This window comes from Streptomyces sp. NPDC001348 (assembly GCF_053597535.1).
In genome coordinates this window covers 37,581-52,867 of the sequence record NZ_JBSFIK010000011.1, presented here as the reverse complement: position 1 = coordinate 52,867, position 15,287 = coordinate 37,581, and the positions used below count along the sequence as shown (strand labels likewise).

The 15,287-nt window shown below is 73.3% G+C and carries 17 protein-coding genes and 1 pseudogene; 8 read left to right on the top strand and 10 right to left on the bottom strand.

The genetic code is table 11. The annotated features are described in order from the left end of the window. Position 1: 1 nt before the first annotated feature. Together ACWC21_RS14365 and ACWC21_RS14360 are read right to left on the bottom strand one after the other, a co-directional pair. On the bottom strand, positions 2-160 hold the full coding sequence (locus ACWC21_RS14365; RefSeq protein ID WP_450881508.1) for a hypothetical protein: 159 nt from the start codon (positions 158-160) through the stop codon (positions 2-4). Positions 161-369: 209 nt separating this feature from the next. Next, the gene (locus ACWC21_RS14360) at positions 370-621 is read right to left on the bottom strand and encodes a DUF5133 domain-containing protein (protein ID WP_450881507.1); all 252 of its coding nucleotides are present in this window, start codon (positions 619-621) and stop codon (positions 370-372) included. 153 nt (positions 622-774) lie between these two features. On the opposite strand from ACWC21_RS14360, the gene ACWC21_RS14355 reads away from it, so the two are divergent. From ACWC21_RS14355 to ACWC21_RS14345, 3 genes are all read left to right on the top strand, one after another. After that, positions 775-1,674: an oxygenase MpaB family protein gene (locus ACWC21_RS14355; protein ID WP_450881505.1), complete on the top strand. Its 900-nt coding sequence runs from the start codon at positions 775-777 to the stop codon at positions 1,672-1,674. Between the two features lie 118 nt (positions 1,675-1,792). After that, positions 1,793-2,017, top strand: a complete 225-nt coding sequence (locus ACWC21_RS14350) for a hypothetical protein (protein WP_450881503.1) — start codon at positions 1,793-1,795, stop codon at positions 2,015-2,017. Positions 2,018-2,085: 68 nt separating this feature from the next. Continuing rightward, a complete protein-coding gene (locus tag ACWC21_RS14345; protein WP_450881501.1) occupies positions 2,086-2,973 on the top strand; it encodes a Gfo/Idh/MocA family protein in 888 nt (295 codons plus the stop codon). Positions 2,974-3,037: 64 nt separating this feature from the next. On the opposite strand, the gene ACWC21_RS14340 is transcribed toward ACWC21_RS14345, so the two are convergent. Next, positions 3,038-3,316, bottom strand: coding sequence for a GlsB/YeaQ/YmgE family stress response membrane protein (locus ACWC21_RS14340; protein WP_450881499.1), 279 nt, complete (start codon positions 3,314-3,316; stop codon positions 3,038-3,040). Between the two features lie 121 nt (positions 3,317-3,437). On the opposite strand from ACWC21_RS14340, the gene ACWC21_RS14335 reads away from it, so the two are divergent. Together ACWC21_RS14335 and ACWC21_RS14330 are read left to right on the top strand one after the other, a co-directional pair. After that, positions 3,438-4,547: a PP2C family protein-serine/threonine phosphatase gene (locus tag ACWC21_RS14335; protein WP_450881497.1), complete on the top strand. Its 1,110-nt coding sequence runs from the start codon at positions 3,438-3,440 to the stop codon at positions 4,545-4,547. A gap of 162 nt (positions 4,548-4,709) precedes the next feature. Next, positions 4,710-5,177: a hypothetical protein gene (locus ACWC21_RS14330; protein ID WP_450881496.1), complete on the top strand. Its 468-nt coding sequence runs from the start codon at positions 4,710-4,712 to the stop codon at positions 5,175-5,177. Positions 5,178-5,187: 10 nt separating this feature from the next. Here the strand turns inward: ACWC21_RS14330 and hypE are convergent, their stop codons facing one another. The 6 genes from hypE to ACWC21_RS14300 are packed head-to-tail and all read right to left on the bottom strand — an operon-like array spanning position 5,188 to position 11,197. Continuing rightward, a complete protein-coding gene (gene hypE, locus ACWC21_RS14325) occupies positions 5,188-6,255 on the bottom strand; it encodes a hydrogenase expression/formation protein HypE (RefSeq protein ID WP_450881494.1) in 1,068 nt (355 codons plus the stop codon). Next, the gene (gene hypD, locus ACWC21_RS14320; protein ID WP_450881492.1) at positions 6,248-7,372 is read right to left on the bottom strand and encodes a hydrogenase formation protein HypD; all 1,125 of its coding nucleotides are present in this window, start codon (positions 7,370-7,372) and stop codon (positions 6,248-6,250) included. The genes hypE and hypD overlap by 8 nt, the downstream gene beginning before the upstream one ends. After that, complete coding sequence (locus ACWC21_RS14315; RefSeq protein WP_450881490.1) at positions 7,369-7,650, bottom strand: HypC/HybG/HupF family hydrogenase formation chaperone; 282 nt, start codon at positions 7,648-7,650, stop codon at positions 7,369-7,371. Before ACWC21_RS14315 ends, hypD begins: the two co-directional genes overlap by 4 nt. A gap of 20 nt (positions 7,651-7,670) precedes the next feature. Next, complete coding sequence (gene hypF / locus ACWC21_RS14310) at positions 7,671-10,058, bottom strand: carbamoyltransferase HypF (RefSeq protein WP_450881488.1); 2,388 nt, start codon at positions 10,056-10,058, stop codon at positions 7,671-7,673. Beyond that, a complete protein-coding gene (hypB, locus tag ACWC21_RS14305; RefSeq protein WP_450881486.1) occupies positions 10,055-10,798 on the bottom strand; it encodes a hydrogenase nickel incorporation protein HypB in 744 nt (247 codons plus the stop codon). The genes hypF and hypB overlap by 4 nt, the downstream gene beginning before the upstream one ends. Before the next feature lie 3 nt (positions 10,799-10,801). After that, positions 10,802-11,197: a hydrogenase maturation nickel metallochaperone HypA/HybF gene (locus ACWC21_RS14300; protein ID WP_450881484.1), complete on the bottom strand. Its 396-nt coding sequence runs from the start codon at positions 11,195-11,197 to the stop codon at positions 10,802-10,804. Between the two features lie 299 nt (positions 11,198-11,496). On the opposite strand from ACWC21_RS14300, the gene ACWC21_RS14295 reads away from it, so the two are divergent. Then, positions 11,497-11,700 (top strand): hypothetical protein, encoded by a 204-nt coding sequence (locus tag ACWC21_RS14295; RefSeq protein ID WP_450881482.1) that lies wholly within the window; start codon positions 11,497-11,499, stop codon positions 11,698-11,700. Positions 11,701-11,859: 159 nt separating this feature from the next. On the opposite strand, the pseudogene ACWC21_RS14290 reads toward ACWC21_RS14295, so the two are convergent. Then, a pseudogene (locus ACWC21_RS14290) lies at positions 11,860-13,360 on the bottom strand (helix-turn-helix domain-containing protein). A 388-nt stretch (positions 13,361-13,748) separates the two neighbouring features. On the opposite strand from ACWC21_RS14290, the gene ACWC21_RS14285 reads away from it, so the two are divergent. After that, positions 13,749-14,369 carry an L-threonylcarbamoyladenylate synthase gene (locus tag ACWC21_RS14285; RefSeq protein WP_450881480.1) on the top strand — a complete coding sequence of 207 codons (621 nt, stop codon included), beginning with the start codon at positions 13,749-13,751 and terminating at the stop codon, positions 14,367-14,369. Positions 14,370-14,488: 119 nt separating this feature from the next. Beyond that, positions 14,489-15,250 carry a dienelactone hydrolase family protein gene (locus ACWC21_RS14280; protein WP_450881479.1) on the top strand — a complete coding sequence of 254 codons (762 nt, stop codon included), beginning with the start codon at positions 14,489-14,491 and terminating at the stop codon, positions 15,248-15,250. Positions 15,251-15,287: the final 37 nt, after the last annotated feature.

Sequence of the window (15,287 nt, the reverse complement as noted above, 5' to 3'; positions counted from 1 at the left end):
CTCAGGGCGATCCGGCACCCGGCAGTTGCGGCACCCGCTCCCACGCCGGGGCCGGTGCCGCGGGCGGCAGGCCGCCGACGCCGGGTGCGGATGCGTTGGACCGCCACGGCATCATGGCGACCTCCAGCTCCCTGCGCAGGCGGTCGGCCTCTCTGCGCACGCCATCGGGTACGTCGCCGCGTTCCGCGACAAGCCGGTCGTAAATGGGGGAATCCTGGAACACCCGTCAACATGCCTTTCGGACAACGGCCCATGGGCATGGGCACGGTTGACGAGTGTAAGGATGCGGAAGAGCGGGCGTACGGGTTCCCCGTCACGCGGACTTCACGATACGGCCTAGGTCACGCGATCTTCATCACACCGTGTTCATCACACGGCCAGCGGCAGCCCGCTGTCCCCTTCCGTGTCCGTCACGGCCCGGGGCCCCTTGCCGGCCAGCAGGGCGTCCGCCCGGGCGATCGCCTCACCGATGTCCATCGTCGCCGTCATCACGCAGAGCGTGTAACTCACGTCCTCGAGTTCCCGTGTCAGCGCCGGTGTGTTCTGCTCGGCCTGGGCGATCCGCAGCGATGCGTAGCGGGTCAGCAGCTTCCTGACGACCTTCGGGTCCGGGACCAGCACTAGGTGCCCCTCTCTAGAGTTTTGTGCACCGTATGCCCGTAAGGCCGTGGATCATGCCTGTCTCGCGCGCCACGCCGGGGAGATGACGCGATCGTGTCGTTGCGGCGGAACCCGGGCAGGAGTCTGCTGGGACCTGTGGGAGGAGGGACGGCGATGAGACTCGGCATCCCCGCCGACGGCGCGACCCTGCGGGACCGTCTGGGCGGTGAGATCTTCACCCGGGTCGCGGGCCCGGACGGCCCGCGCAACCGGGCCCGTATCCACGGCACGCCCGGCCCGCGCTGGTTCGGTCCCGACCGGCCGATCCGCCGGGTGCACGGCGACGCCTCGATGTTCATCGGCGGGTTGTCGGCGCTGCTGATGCAGTCCCTGCATCCGCTGGCGATGGCTGCCGTGGCCGCGCACTCCGGGTTCCGGGGCGACCCGTGGGGGCGGCTGCAGCGCACCAGCACCTTCCTCGCCGTGACGACGTACGGCACCGCCGACAGCGCACAGGAAGCCTGTGACCGGGTTCGGAGCGTCCACGCGCGGGTCCGCGGCACAGCCCCCGACGGCCGCCCGTACCACGCCGCCGACCCGCACCTGCTGGCCTGGGTGCACGTCGCGGAGGTGGACAGCTTCCTGCGGGCCCACCGGTGCTTCGGGGCCCGGCCCCTGGACGACGAGGGATACGACGGCTACGTCGCGGACGCGGCGCGGGTGGCCACCGCGCTCGGCGTTCCCGACCCGCCGCGCACCCGTGCGGAACTGGCCGACCGGCTCGCCGCCTACCGGCCGGAACTGCGGGCGACACCCGAGGCCCGCGACACCGCACGCTTCCTGTTGCTGCGTCCGCCCGTGCCGCTCGCCGCCCGTCTCCCGTACGGCATGATCGCCGTGAACGCGGTGTCGCTGCTGCCCCCTTGGGCTTCGCGGGCCCTGTGGCTGCCCCGCCTGCCGATCGGCGAAGGGCTCCTCGTGCAACCGCTGGGCAGCGCCGTGACCTCGGTGATCCGCTGGGCGATGGCGCCCGGCCGGGAACGCACGACGGCGCAGATCCCGGCCGAGGAGTGAGCCACCGGGCCGGGAGGACGGCCCGGCCGGTGATCGTCACGAGTTCTTCACCTTCATCACACGCATCCGTGTTCCCGATGCGAGCACCCGGAGTGCGTTGCCTGGTCAAGGGGATGCCGTGATCATCGTCGCCGTACTGCTGCTTCCGCTGCTGGCCACCCTGCTGGTCGTCATGGACCGGGTGGAGGAGCGTCTGCTCACCTCCGCGCCGGACCGGCACCGGCACGCCGGCCGTCGAAGGCATCTGCGTCTGGTCCGCGGCGACCGCCGCAGCGGTCCCGCGGAGCACGCGCGCGTGGCGACGGAGGAGGCGGAGACCGAGGTGGGGCGGCAGGCCGCCTGACGCGCCGATTCCCCGGGAGGTGCCACCGGCCCTCCCCGACCTGGCCCGTCGTGTGAAACGCTGGCGCGATGCGCATCGGACTGCTCGGCACCGGCCCCTGGGCCCGCATGGTGCACGCACCCGCCCTGAGCGGGCACGAGAAGGCGGAACTCGTCGGCGTGTGGGGGCGGCGCGCGCAGGCGGCCGCGGAACTGGCGGAGCGTCACGGCGTCCGGGCCTATGACGACGTGGACGCCCTGTTCGCCGAGGTGGACGCCGTCGCCGTCGCCCTGCCGCCGGACGTCCAGGCCCCGCTCGCCGAACGCGCGGCCCGCGCGGGATGCCATCTGCTGCTGGACAAGCCCCTCGCCGCGACCGTGGCGCAGGGCCGGGCGGTCGTCGACGCCGCACGGGCCGCCGGGGTCGCCTCGGTGGTGTTCCTCACCCTGCGCTTCCAGCCGGAGACCGAGGCCTGGGTGGCCGAACAGGCTGACCGGGCGGACTGGTTCACCGCCAGGGCGGACTGGCTGGGCTCGGTGTTCACCACGGACAGTCCGTTCGCGGCCTCACCGTGGCGCCAGGAGAAGGGTGGTCTGTGGGACGTCGGCCCGCACGCCCTGTCCGTGCTGCTGCCGGTCCTGGGCGACGTGCGGCGTGTGGTGGCCGCGGCGCACGGCCCCGGGGACACCACGTACGTGATCCTGGAGCATGTCGGCGGCGCCTCCAGCACATTGACCCTGAGCCTGACCGCCCCGCCGGGGGCGGCCGGGGTCTGCGTCGAACTGCGGGGGGCGGCCGGGGTGACCGAGCTTCCGGAGAGTTCCGAAGGGGCCGTCGACGCCTTCGGCCGGGCCGTGGACGCGCTGATCGGCGCCGCGCGCACGGGTCGGCCCCATGCGTGCGACGCCGGTTTCGGTGTGCGTCTGACCGAGATACTCGCCGCTGCCCACGCCCTGCTGCCCGACCGGGCCGGCTGAGCGCCACAGCTTCTCGGGGCGGGTGTGCAGGGCCCGCGTCCAGAGCCCTGCCCCGCCGTCGGTGTCATGCGTGCCGGTGAGAGTGCCGATCGCCCGTGACGAGTCGGTACAGCACCAGCAGGATCAGCGAGCCGACGATCGCGGCGATCCACGTCGACAGGTCGAAGAATCCGTCGATGGAGTCGACTCCGAAGATCACCTTGCCGAGCCAGCCGCCCAGCAGGCCGCCGGCGATACCGATCAGCATGGTGACGATGATGCCTCCGGGGTCCTTGCCCGGCAGCAGCAGCTTGGCGATGGCACCGGCCAGCAGACCGATCAGGATCCAGGCGATGATGCCCACTTGTCCTCCACAATCCGTCGGAATTCCGTGCACCTTACGGATGTGCCAAGACGCTCCCGGCAAACCTCGGAATCGTGGAAAGGTGAAGTGCCGGGTGACGGGCTGGGCGTAGCGTGGACGTGTGGGCAGGCTGGTCGTCCGGTCGTCGCACCGGGTCGAGGAGCACCCCGGCTGGCTGCGGGGCGCGCCCCCGCCACGCTGGGTGCGCGTACTGCCGGTCGCACTGCTCGTGGGCGTGTCGGCGGCGACGCTGGCGAGCCCGCACCCGCTCGACATCGGGTTCCTGCTGGGTGCCATCCCTCCGCTGGCCGTGTTGTCGTACGGGCCGCTGGCGACCGCGGTGCTGGGCGGTCTGGCGATCGCGCTGCTGAACATCCCGGCCTCCGGTCTGGACCGGCCGGGCAACACCGACCTGCTCACCATCTGCTTCGTCTCCCTGCTGAGCGTCTTCGTGTCCTACGTGCGCAGCCACCGCGACGCCCAGCTGGTCACCGAGCGGACGGTCGCCGAGGCCGTGCAGCGGGCCGTGGTGCCCCCGCTGCCGGAGCGCGTGGGGCCGTTGGGGTGTGTGGGCCTGTACCGGGCGGCGCAGCGGGGGACACTGGTCGGCGGGGACTTCATCGACGTTCGGGAGAGTCCGCACGGGGTGCGGGCGGTGATGGTGGACGTGCAGGGGCACGGGCTGGTGTCGGTCCCGACCGTGGTGTCCCTGCTGGGGGCGTTCCGGGAGGCGGTGCTGGACGAGCGCGACCTGGAGTCCGTCGCCGCGCGCCTGGACCGCAGGCTCAGGGTGGACTCGGCGGCCGTCCCGCACGCCGAGCTGTTCGCCACCGCGCTCCTGCTGGAGTTCTCCCCCGACGCCCGGTCGGTGCGCCTCGTGGCCTGCGGTCACCCGGCGCCGCTGCTGTTGCACGCGGGGCGGGTCCGCCAGGTCGAGGTCGTGCCGGGTGCGCCGCTCGGGCTCGGGCTGACCGACGTGGACCCGCCGAAGGAGGCGACGGTGGAACTGCGGGCGGGCGACAGGCTGCTCCTGGCCTCGGACGGCGTCTGGGAGGCGAGGGACTCGGCCGGCGCGTTCTACCCGCTGGCCGAACGGCTCGCCGCGCTCGCCGACGGCGACGGCGACGGCCTGCCCGGCCGGGTGTGGGCGGATCTCGTACGGCACTGCGGCACCGTCATGGACGACGCGACCATGTTGCTGCTGACGCCCCGGGGCGATCACGGAGGGTGAACCCGGCAGATCACTCTGCCACCTCCAGTCACACCAGACACGAAGGTCACTCAAACGCCACGCTGCGCCACCCCTTCCGTCGCTTAGAAATATCTATCAGCATGCATATGCCGACTTGGTGGGCAGTCACCCCGAGTGTCAGATATCCATCCGGAGCAGCGCATGACGAACACGATGTGGACGCAGGGCGTGGAGTGGCTCGCCGCCGCCGCGCCCGACCCCCGGGCCTGCAAACGGCAGTGGGACCACGGCGACGGCATCGTGCTGCTCGAGGCGGGCCGGTTCTGGGACGTGCTCAGCGTGCCCGAGCGGCTGGGCCTGCTCACCCTCGACCTGCTGTGGCAGCCCTCGTTGCCCGTCCCGGGGCCCACGCTCGTGGACACCGCGGCCCGCCGGGTCGGTTTCTTCCTGCCGCCCGACCCGGCGGGCCGGTGGATCGGCGCCGGGCTGCGGTACACCACCAAGGGCGCGTGGGTCGCCGTACCGCCTCCGTACCGTGCGGCCCGCTTCCTGGAATGGCTGATCCCGCCCGACGGCACCGGCTCGCTGCACTCCCCCACCACCCTGGAACTGGCGCTCCGCCGGGCCAACGGCACCCTGGCCGTCCTCGCCCCGGTGTGCGACGGGTGATCCTCGGGGCTCAGCAGATACGCGGCAGCTGCTCCCCGATCGGCATGTCGACCACCCGCGTTCCGCCGAGTCCGGTGCGGGCCACGACCATCCCCGGATGGTCGGTCACCGCCTCCCCGATGATCCTGGCCTCCGCGCCCAGTGGATGGGCCCGCATCGCGGCCAGGACGGCGTCGGCGTGCTCGCGCGGCACGAAGGCGACCAGCTTGCCCTCGTTGGCGACGTAGAAGGGGTCCAGGCCCAGGATCGCACAGGCGTTCGCGACGGCCGGCGGGACCGGCACCTCCCGCTCGGTGATCACGACCCCGGTGCCGGAGGCGGCCGCGATCTCGTTGAGGGAGGCCGCGATACCGCCCCTGGTGGGGTCGCGCAGCACATGCAGGTCCGGGGTGACGCGGAGCATGGCCTCCACAAGGGTGCCCAGCGGCGCGCAGTCGCTGACGACCTCCACGCCGAACTCCAGGCCCTCGCGCACGCTCATGATGGCGACGCCGTGCACGCCGACCGGACCGCTGACGATCACCACGTCGCCGGGCACCACCCGTTGTGGGCGCAGGTCGACCCCGTCGGGTACGAGACCGATGCCGGCGGTGTTGACGTAGATCCCGTCGCCGTGTCCGGCCTCGACCACCTTGGTGTCGCCGGTGGCCACCTCGACCCCCGCCGTCCGCGCCGCGGCCCCGAGCGCCTCGGCCACGCGTGAGACGGTCTCCAGCTCCACGCCCTCCTCGAGGATGAAACCGCAGGACAGGTAGGCGGCCCGGGCGCCGCTCATGGCGAGGTCGTTGACGGTGCCGTTGACGGCGAGGTCCCCGATGCTGCCGCCCGGGAAGAACAGCGGCCGCACGACGTAGGAGTCGGTGGAGAAGGCCAGCCGGGCCCCGCCCAGGGTCACGGCGGCGGCGTCGCCCAGCTGGGCCAGGGTGTCCGAGCCGAAGGCGGGGACGAAGACATGTTCGACCAGTTCGGCGGAGAGGGTGCCGCCCCCGCCGTGGCCCATGACGATCCGCGGCTGGTCGCGCAGGGGGGCCGGGCAGGTCCAGCCGCTCAGGTCCAGGGTGTCGGTGGTGTCAGGCAACGGGGCTCGCCTCCCGGGCGGCGGGGCTGGTCTCCAGGCGCCGGTAGAGGTAGTACGCGGCGCAGGCGCCCTCGCTGGAGACCATGGTGGCCCCGAGCGGGGTGCGCGGGGTGCAGCGGGTGCCGAACGCCTCGCACTCGTACGGCTTGATGAGGCCCTGCAGAACCTCGCCGCTGCGGCACTCGGCGGGTTCGCGGGTCTGGATGTCCTCGACGGAGAAACGGAACTCGGCGTCGTACTCGCGGAACGCGGCGGACAGCCGCCAGCCGCTGCCGGGGATCACCCCGATGCCCCGCCAGGAACGGTCGGTGACCTCGAAGACCTCCTGGAGCATGGCGCGGGCCGCCGGGTTGCCGCCGGCCTGGACGGCCCGGACGTAGGCGTTGTCGACGCGGTGCCGGCCGCGTTCCAGCTGGGCCACGGTGCGGCGGATCCCTTCGAGGATGTCGAGGGGTTCGAAGCCGGTCACGACGATCGGGACGCGGTGCCGCTCGGCCAGCTCCGGGTACTCGTCGATCCCCATCACGGTGCACACGTGCCCGGCGGCCAGGAAGCCCTGCACCCGGCAGTCCGGGGAGCGCATGATCGCCTCGATGGCCGGGGGGACGCGCACGTGCGAGACCAGCAGGCTGAAGTTGCGGATGCCCAGCTTGCGGGCCTGGTGGACGGTCATGGCGTTCGGCGGCGCGGTCGTCTCGAAGCCGATGCCGAAGAACACCACCTGGCGGTCCGGATTCTGCTGGGCGATCCGCAGGGCGTCCAGTGGCGAGTAGACCACCCGTACGTCCCCGCCCTCGCCGCGGACCTGGAACAGGTCGCGTCCGGTGCCCGGCACACGGAGCATGTCGCCGAAGGAGCAGAAGATCACCTCGGGCCGGGAGGCGATCTCCAGCGCCTTGTCGATGACCTCCAGCGGAGTCACGCACACCGGGCAGCCCGGGCCGTGGATCAGCTCGACCTGCTCCGGGAGGAGCTGGTCGATGCCGTGGCGGATGATCGAGTGCGTCTGCCCGCCGCAGACCTCCATGAGGGCCCAGGGCCGGGTCACCGTGGCGTGGATCTCGTCCAGCAGCCGACGGGCCAGCTCCGGGTCCTGGAACTCGTCGATGTACTTCACAGTTGCGCCTCCTCGCCCGCGGCCGCTTCGAAGGGATCTGCGAACTCCTCCTCGAGCATGCCGAGTTCGGAGAACAGTTCGAGTGTCTGCCGCGCCGACTCCTCGTCGAGGCGCTGCAGCGCGAATCCGACGTGCACGATGGCGTACTCGCCGACCTGGAGGTCCGGCAGGTACTCCAGGCACACCTCCTTGACCACGCCGCCGAAGTCGACGTCGGCCATCCGGGTACCGTCGCGTTCCTGGATCCGCAGCACTCTGCCGGGTACCGCCAGGCACATGGGCCTCTCCTCGCTCTGGGTCAGTCGGGAAGTCCGGCGCGGGCGGCCACCACGAGCTGGCCGAGGGCCAGACCGCCGTCGCCCGGCGGGACCAGGTGATGGCGCAGCACCGTGAAGCCGTCGCCGTCCAGGGCCGCGGCGCAGGCCGAGGACAGCACGGAGTTGAGGAACACGCCCCCGGTGAGGGCGACCGTGTCCACCGCGTGCCGGTCCCGTGCGCGTACGCAGAGCCGGTGGACCAGGTCGGCGACGCCCCGGTGGAAACGTGCCGCGACGGTCGCCGTCGGCACACCTGCCCTGAGGTCGGCCACGATCGCCGCGAGGACGGGCGCCGGATCCGCCCGCACCGGACCTTCGCCCGGCTGCTCCGGCAGGGCGAAGGCGTAGGCGCCGCCGTCCTCGGCACCGGCGTCCAGCGCGGCGGCTTCCAGCTCCACGGCCGCCTGAGCCTCGTATCCGGCCCTGTGGCACACCCCCGAGAGGGAGGACACGGCGTCGAAGAGACGTCCCATGCTGGAGGTGGGCACGCAGTTGAGGTCGCGCTCCAGCTGCCGCGCCAGTACGGCCATCTCGTCGCGCGGGCAGGCGCTCACGCAGGGCAGGTCGGCGGACCAGTCGAGTCCGGCCGCACGCAGATGGGCCAGGGCCATGCGGTAGGGCCGACGGACCGCCGAGTCGCCCCCGGGCAGGGGCACGTAGGCGAGGTGGGCGAAGCGGGTGAAGCAGTCGTAGTCGGCGAGCAGGAACTCCCCGCCCCACACCGCCCCGTCGTCCCCGTACCCGGTGCCGTCGAAGGCGACCCCGAGCACCGGCCGGGTGCCGTCCAGGCCGTTCTCCGCCATCGCGGCGGCGACATGGGCGTGGTGGTGCTGGACACGTACGACGGTCCGGCCCGCCGCGTTCCGCTCGGCCCACCCGGCGGAGCGGTAGCCGGGATGCCGGTCCGCCGCCAGCAGCACGGGCCGGACCGGGGTGACGGACTCCAGCTGGGTCACGGCGCGGGAGAAGGCCCGCTGGGTGGCGAGGTCGTCCATGTCGCCGATGTGCGCCGACAGCCAGGCGCGGCGGTCCTCGCCCAGGCAGAAGGTGTTCTTCAGGTCACCGCCGACCGCCAGCGCCGGGCGCACCGGCACCGGCAGGTCCAGCGGCAGGGGTGCGTGACCGCGGGCCCGACGCACCAGGAGGGGTTTGCCGTCGCACACGCGAACCACGGAGTCGTCGCACGGTACGTGGATCGGCCGGTCGTGGGTGAGCCAGGCGTCGGCCAGGTGCGCCAGCCGCTCGAGGGCTTCGGCGTCGTCGGTGACGATCGGCTCGCCGGAGACGTTGCCGCTCGTCATGACCAGCAGCCCGGGTCCTTCGGCGTCCCCCGGCAGGCCGAGCAGGAGGTGGTGGACGGGGGTGTACGGCAGCATGACGCCGAGGTCGGGGCTGCCGGGGGCGACGGCCGGGGCCGGGCGGGGCCGGCCGGCCGGGAGCGAGGCGTCCGCGCGGCGGCGCAGCAGCACGATCGGCCGCGCGGGGCCGTCGAGCAGGGCCCGCTCCTCGGGGCCGAGGTGCACCAGGTGCTCGATGTCGTCGGCCGTCCTGGCCATGAGGGCGAACGGCTTGTCCCCGCGGGCTTTGCGTTGGCGAAGGAGAGCGACGGCGTCGGGGGCGGTGGCGTCGCAGGCCAGGTGGTAGCCGCCGAGCCCCTTGACGGCGAGGATCGCACCTCCTGCCAGCAGAACGCGGGCGGCGGCGACCGGGTCCGCCGTGCCGTTCTCCTCCGGTGCCGCGCCCGGCCGGGCCGGGGCGGTTCGCAGGCTCAGGCGCGGGCCGCAGTTCGGGCAGGCGACCGGCTGGGCGTGGAAGCGCCGGTCGGCGGGGTCGGCGTACTCGCGGGCACAGTCGGGACACATGGGGAAGCCGGCCATGGTGGTGTGCGCCCGGTCGTAGGGCAGGCCGGTGACGATCGTGAACCGGGGTCCGCAGTGGGTGCAGTTCACGAACGGGTGACGGTGGCGGCGGTCGGCGGGGTCCGCCAGTTCGCGCAGACACGCCGCGCAGGTCGCGGTGTCCGGCGGGATCAGGGTGCGGGCCGGGCCGTCGCCGTGGGAGGCGACGATGGTGAACGCCGCGGAGCCCGCGGCGGGCAGCTCCTGGTGGTCGACCGCGTCGACGCGGGCCAGGGGCGGCGCGTCCCGTGCGATCCGCGCGCAGAACAGGGCCACGGCATCCGGCGCTCCCTCGACCTCCGCGACCACGCCCTCGGGGGTGTTGGTCACGTGCCCGGTCAGCTCCAGGGAGGTGGCGAGGCTGTGCACGTACGGCCGGAAGCCCACGCCCTGCACCACACCGCGTACGGTGACCCGGCGGCGCAGGGCGGCGCGGCGGTCGGTGTCGGCCGGCGGGGGCAGGACGCTCACGAGCGGGCGGGGGCGCCGGCGGTGACGTCGGCGGGGAGGGCGTGTTCGTGCGGCGGACGGCCCATGACGGGGGTGTGCAGCAGTGCGCCGTCCGCCGCCGCGAGTGCCCGGTCGAGCAGCGCGCCGAGCCCTTGAGCACCGCGCACCGAGGTGAGCAGCACCTCCACGCCAGGGTTGACCCGTTCGACGTTGGCGCGGAACTCCGCCTCGTCGAAGCCGACGGCCCCGGCGATGTCGGTCTTGGTGACGACCACCAGGTGGGCGAGACCGAAGGCGGTGGGGTACTTCAGCGGTTTGTCCTCGCCCTCCGTCACCGAGGCCAGGACGACCCGGAGTGTCTCTCCGAGGTCGTAGGAGGCCGGGCAGACGAGGTTGCCGACGTTCTCCACGAACAGCAGCCGGGTGGGCTCCGGCAGCCAGCCCTGGAGGTGCCGGGCCAGCATCGAGGCCTCCAGGTGGCACAGACCGTCGGTGAGGATCTGCTTGACGGGGACGCCCGAACGCGACAGGCGTGCGGCGTCGTTCTCGGTGGCGAGGTCGGCGGTGAGGGCCGCGACCGGCACGGACCGCTCCCGGGCCAGGGTGAGTTCGTGTTCGAGCAGGGCGGTCTTGCCGCTGCCCGGGCTGGACAGCAGGTTGACGACGGTGGTGCCCAGGGCCGCGAGTTCCTCACGCAGGGTGCGCGCGGCCTCGTCGTTGCGGGCGAGCACGGCCTGTTGCAGGTCGACCACACGGCACATGGTTCAGCGCTCCTCGGGGATCGGTTCGCGGGTGGCCGCGGGCGGTTCAGCGGTTTCCCAGCGCACGGCGGCGATACGCAGCTCACGGCCGGACAGCAGCTCGGTGGTCCCGCTGTCGCACCGGGGGCAGTTCAGCAGGGGCGGCATGCCGGCGGCCCACTCGTGCGCGCAAGGCCCGCAGCGGGCCCGGCCGGGCAGTGTGTCGACGACGAGCTCGGCGCCCTCCAGGACGGTCCCCGCGCAGCCCAGTTCGAAGGAGAAGGCCAGCGCGTCGGGGACGACGCCGGCGAGTTCGCCCACCTCGAGCCGCACCGATCGCACCGCGGTGACGTCGCCGGCCCGCTGCGCCGCCTCCTCCACCTCTTCGATCACCGCGAGCGCGATGGACATCTCGTGCATCTGCCTCCGTCCTGGCGCGGGCCGTCCGTCCACGGGCCGCGGCATCCCATTAGAGGCAGGACACCCACGGAGCCCGGACCGGCGCGCCGTCGCGGCGCCACGGGGTCCGCCGTTCGCCGCAACGGCGCATGACACGGACCGGCAAGGAATCGAAGGCCGCGCCCGCTGTACGGTGCGGCGAAGTCCCGGACCCGGTTTTGTACACATACGGCCCGAGACAGGACCCCCCGGCGGGGCCCTACCCTGTTGGACAACGCCCTTGCATTTGAGGGAAGTTGACGCATCACAAGGGGGACTCGGTGACATCCACCAACCACACGCCGGCACCGGGCGCGGCGGGCCCGCACGTACTCGGCTGGATCAGTGCCGTCACCGGCCTGCTCACCGTCGTCGCGGTGATCGTCCTGGCGGTCACCGGCCACGCCGGAGCGGCGGCGGCGGTCGCGGTGGCGGGCGGGGCCGTGACCGGCGGAGGCCGGGTGACGGTGACGATCCGGCGATGACGCCGGAGTCGGCGCCGCGAGCGCCCCGCGGGGCGCTCGGGCCCCTGGTGGGGCCCGACCGGTCCCCCGTGCCGGTCGGGCGCCCCCGGGACTGCCGAAGTTACGTGTGAGCTGGGCCGTTGGGTATCGCGCCGGTGCCCGATGGGGCCGGTGGAGGGCTCACCCGTGCACAGGTGCGTCCGATGAGCCCCGTTTCGCCCGGCCCGGTTCCGGTGCGGTCAGCTCACCGACGGCCAGATGGGCGAGGACGACCTCGTAGAGGTCGGTGCCCGCGGCGAGGAGGCGGCGTTCGAGGACGGGCTCGGCGCCACGGACGTGCTCGCGCACCGTCTGCGCGTGCACACCGAGTGCCTGGGCCGCCCGTTCGGCGTTGCCGCCCGCGGCGATCCAGGCGCGCAGCGTGCCGCGCAGGTCCCGCCCGTCCTGCTCCAGGCGGCCGAGGAGGCCGTGCGCCCAGCTGCGCAGCGCGGCCCCGGCGAGCAGGTCGTCGAACCGCACGGCGCGGGTGGCGAGTGCCGCATCGCCGGTGGGCGCGTCCGCGTGGCCGGCCTGTGTGTTCAGCGCGAGGTGGACGACGGCGCGGACGGTGAGGTCGGTGAAGTCGGTGCTCAGCAGACTCTCGACGCGGTCCATGCGGGCCCGCACCGTGTTGCGGCTGACGCCGAGCACCTTGGCCGCGCTCACAGCCGTGAACTGCAGGCCCAGCCGGGTGGTGGCGAGCAGTTCGGCCCGGGTGTGGTGGGGCAGGGTGTCGAGGGGGCGCAGCAGGTCGGCGGACCAGACGCGCAGCGCCGCGGGCTCCATCAGTCGCTCGGGGTGGGTGCGTTCGGCGTACACGGCCGCGTGGTCGGGGCTGAAGCGGGCCACGGCGAGGGCGCTGATCGCCTGCCCGTAGGCGCCCGCGGTCTGCGCGAGGCTCTGCCGGAGGCTGCCGCCGAGGTAGGTGGCGGGGCGTTGGCGGACCAGTGAGCGGAGCAGTGCCTGAGCCGTGGGCGCGGGGCTGAGGACGATGACGTGCCCGTCCGACGCGGGGCAGCGCACGACGAGTGCCTGGCCGTCGGTCGCGTCCAGGCAGACCTCGGCGACCCCGTCCCGGTCCTCGGGGGAGCTCTCGACGACGTACACGCAGGCGCTGTCGGTGTCGAGGAGCCCCGGCCAGAGTCCCGCGGCGACCCGGCGGGCGGCGACGGTGTCCTCCACCATGAGCAGTTGCAGGATGGCCAGCCGCAGGTGCCCGCTCCCTGAGCAGCAGCTCGACGACTCCGGCGGTGTGGGTGACGATCTCGGCGGCGCTCCGGTCGAAGGGGGCTTCGCGGGCCACGGCCAGTACGCCCGTCGACGCCGTCCCCGGGTGCGGCTGCCCCGGGTGGCGTACCGCGACGAGGCGGACGTGGCGGCCCGTGTCCTCGAGCGCGGCGGCGGAGATCCGTCCGGTGGTGACGTCGTCGACGACCTCGTCGTCCAGGGTCATCGGTTCCCCGGCGAGCAGGGAGCCGTCGCCGTCCCGCAGACAGACGGTCGCGTCCACGGTGCGGGCGAGCCAGGCGACGAGCCGACGCGGATCGCGCACGGTGGGGCGCAGTTGGTCGAGGAGCTCCCCGGCCCATGCGCCGCGGTCCGGTTTCGGTGTCCGCGGTCCCTCGTCCGCTCGGCCAGCCACCTCGGACCTCTCCCCTCGTCTCTCGCCTGTCGCGTCGGCCTCTCCACGCTGACCTCGGCATACGGACGGGAAGCTACCGCACGCACGGCCCGGGGCCCCTGGCGGCCGCGTTCCGCTCCGGGCTGCCGGAGGGTACGGCTCCGCCGGCGGACACGGGGGGAGGTGCGCCGCCGGCGGAGACACGCTGCCCGGGGCCGGGGGAAGTCCACCGGGCGCTTCGTTGCTCGGGTGCCCGGGAACGCGCGCCCTACACCACCGAGTTCCGGAGCGGATGCGCCGGACTTCCGGGGCGGTGCCGCGACCGCGGTGCCACCACCGCGCGTGCGGCCGGCCGCGCGCGGCCGGGGCGTCGATGACGATCACCGCGGGGTCGGCATAAGCTCGACGGATGGCGAAGTACTTCGACGTGCACCCCGACAACCCGCAGCCGCGCAGCATCTCGCAGGTCGCCGACGCGATCCGCTCGGGGGCACTCATCGCATACCCGACCGACTCCTGCTACGCGCTGGGCTGCCGGCTGGGCAGCCGCGACGGCATCGACCGGATCCGGTCCATCCGCAACCTGGACGACCGGCACCACTTCACGCTGATGTGCCGGGACTTCGCGCAGCTCGGCCAGTTCGTGCGCGTGGACAACGACGTGTTCCGGGCGGTCAAGGCGTCGACGCCCGGCAGCTACACCTTCATCCTGCCCGCGACCAGGGAGGTGCCGCGCAAACTGCTGCACCCGAAGAAGAAGACCGTCGGCGTGCGCATCCCCGACCATGTGGTGACCCAGACCCTGCTGGCCGAACTCGGCGAGCCGCTGCTGTCCAGCACGCTGCTGCTGCCCGACGAGAAGGAGCCGATGACGCAGGGCTGGGAGATCAAGGACCGCCTCGACCACGTGGTGGACGCGGTGGTCGACTCCGGTGACTGCGGGACCGAGCCGACCACGGTCGTCGACTTCTCCAGTGGGGAGGCGGAGATCATCAGGGTGGGGGCGGGCGACACGTCGCGCTTCGAGTGACCCGTCCCGAGGGCGGGGGCCTGTGCGGCCGTCGGGATCTTGCGTGACAGCATGGCCCCAGACGCCGCGCCGGGGAGGGAGGCATCCCGGCGCCCACCCTGCAGGGAGGCACTACCGCCATGACCGCCGCACAGGGCACCGCCGTGGACATCCCGACCCAGGACGGGACCGCCGACGCCTACCTGGCTCACCCCGCCGACGGACGCCCCCACCCGGCTGTCCTGCTGTACCAGGACGCCTTCGGGCTCCGCCCGCACCTGCGGTCGATGGCCGACCGGCTCGCCGGGGCCGGCTACACGGTGCTGGTGCCCAACCTGTTCTACCGCAGCGGCCGCGCACCGGTGGTGGAGCTCCCGGAGTTCATCGACCCCGCCGCGCGCCCGCAGATGTGGGAGCAACTGTTCCCGCTCATTCAGTCGCTGACGCCCGAGGTCGCCGAGCGGGACGCGGGCGCCTACCTGGACTGGCTGGCCGGCAGCACGCTGACCGCCGACGGCCCGGTCGCGGTCACCGGTTACTGCATGGGGGCCCGGCTGGCCCTGTTCACCGCGGGCGCCCATCCGGACCGGGTGGCGGCCGTGGCCGGGTTCCACGGCGGGCATCTCGTCACCGACGCCCCGGACAGCCCTCATCTGGCCGCCCGGCGACGCATCACCGCCGAGGTGTACTTCGGGCACGCAGGCCAGGACCCGTCCCTGCCCGAGGAGCAGGTCAAGGCGTTCGAGGCGGCCCTCACCGCGGCGGGAGTCCGGCACCGCTGCGAGGTCTACGCGGGCGCCCATCACGGTTACACGCAGGCCGACACGGCGGCGTACGACCGGGAGGCCGACGAGCGGCACTGGGCGGCGCTGCTCGATCTGCTGGGGCGCACCTTCGGCTGAGACGCGCGTGTCCCGCACGCGGACGGCTTCCGCGTGC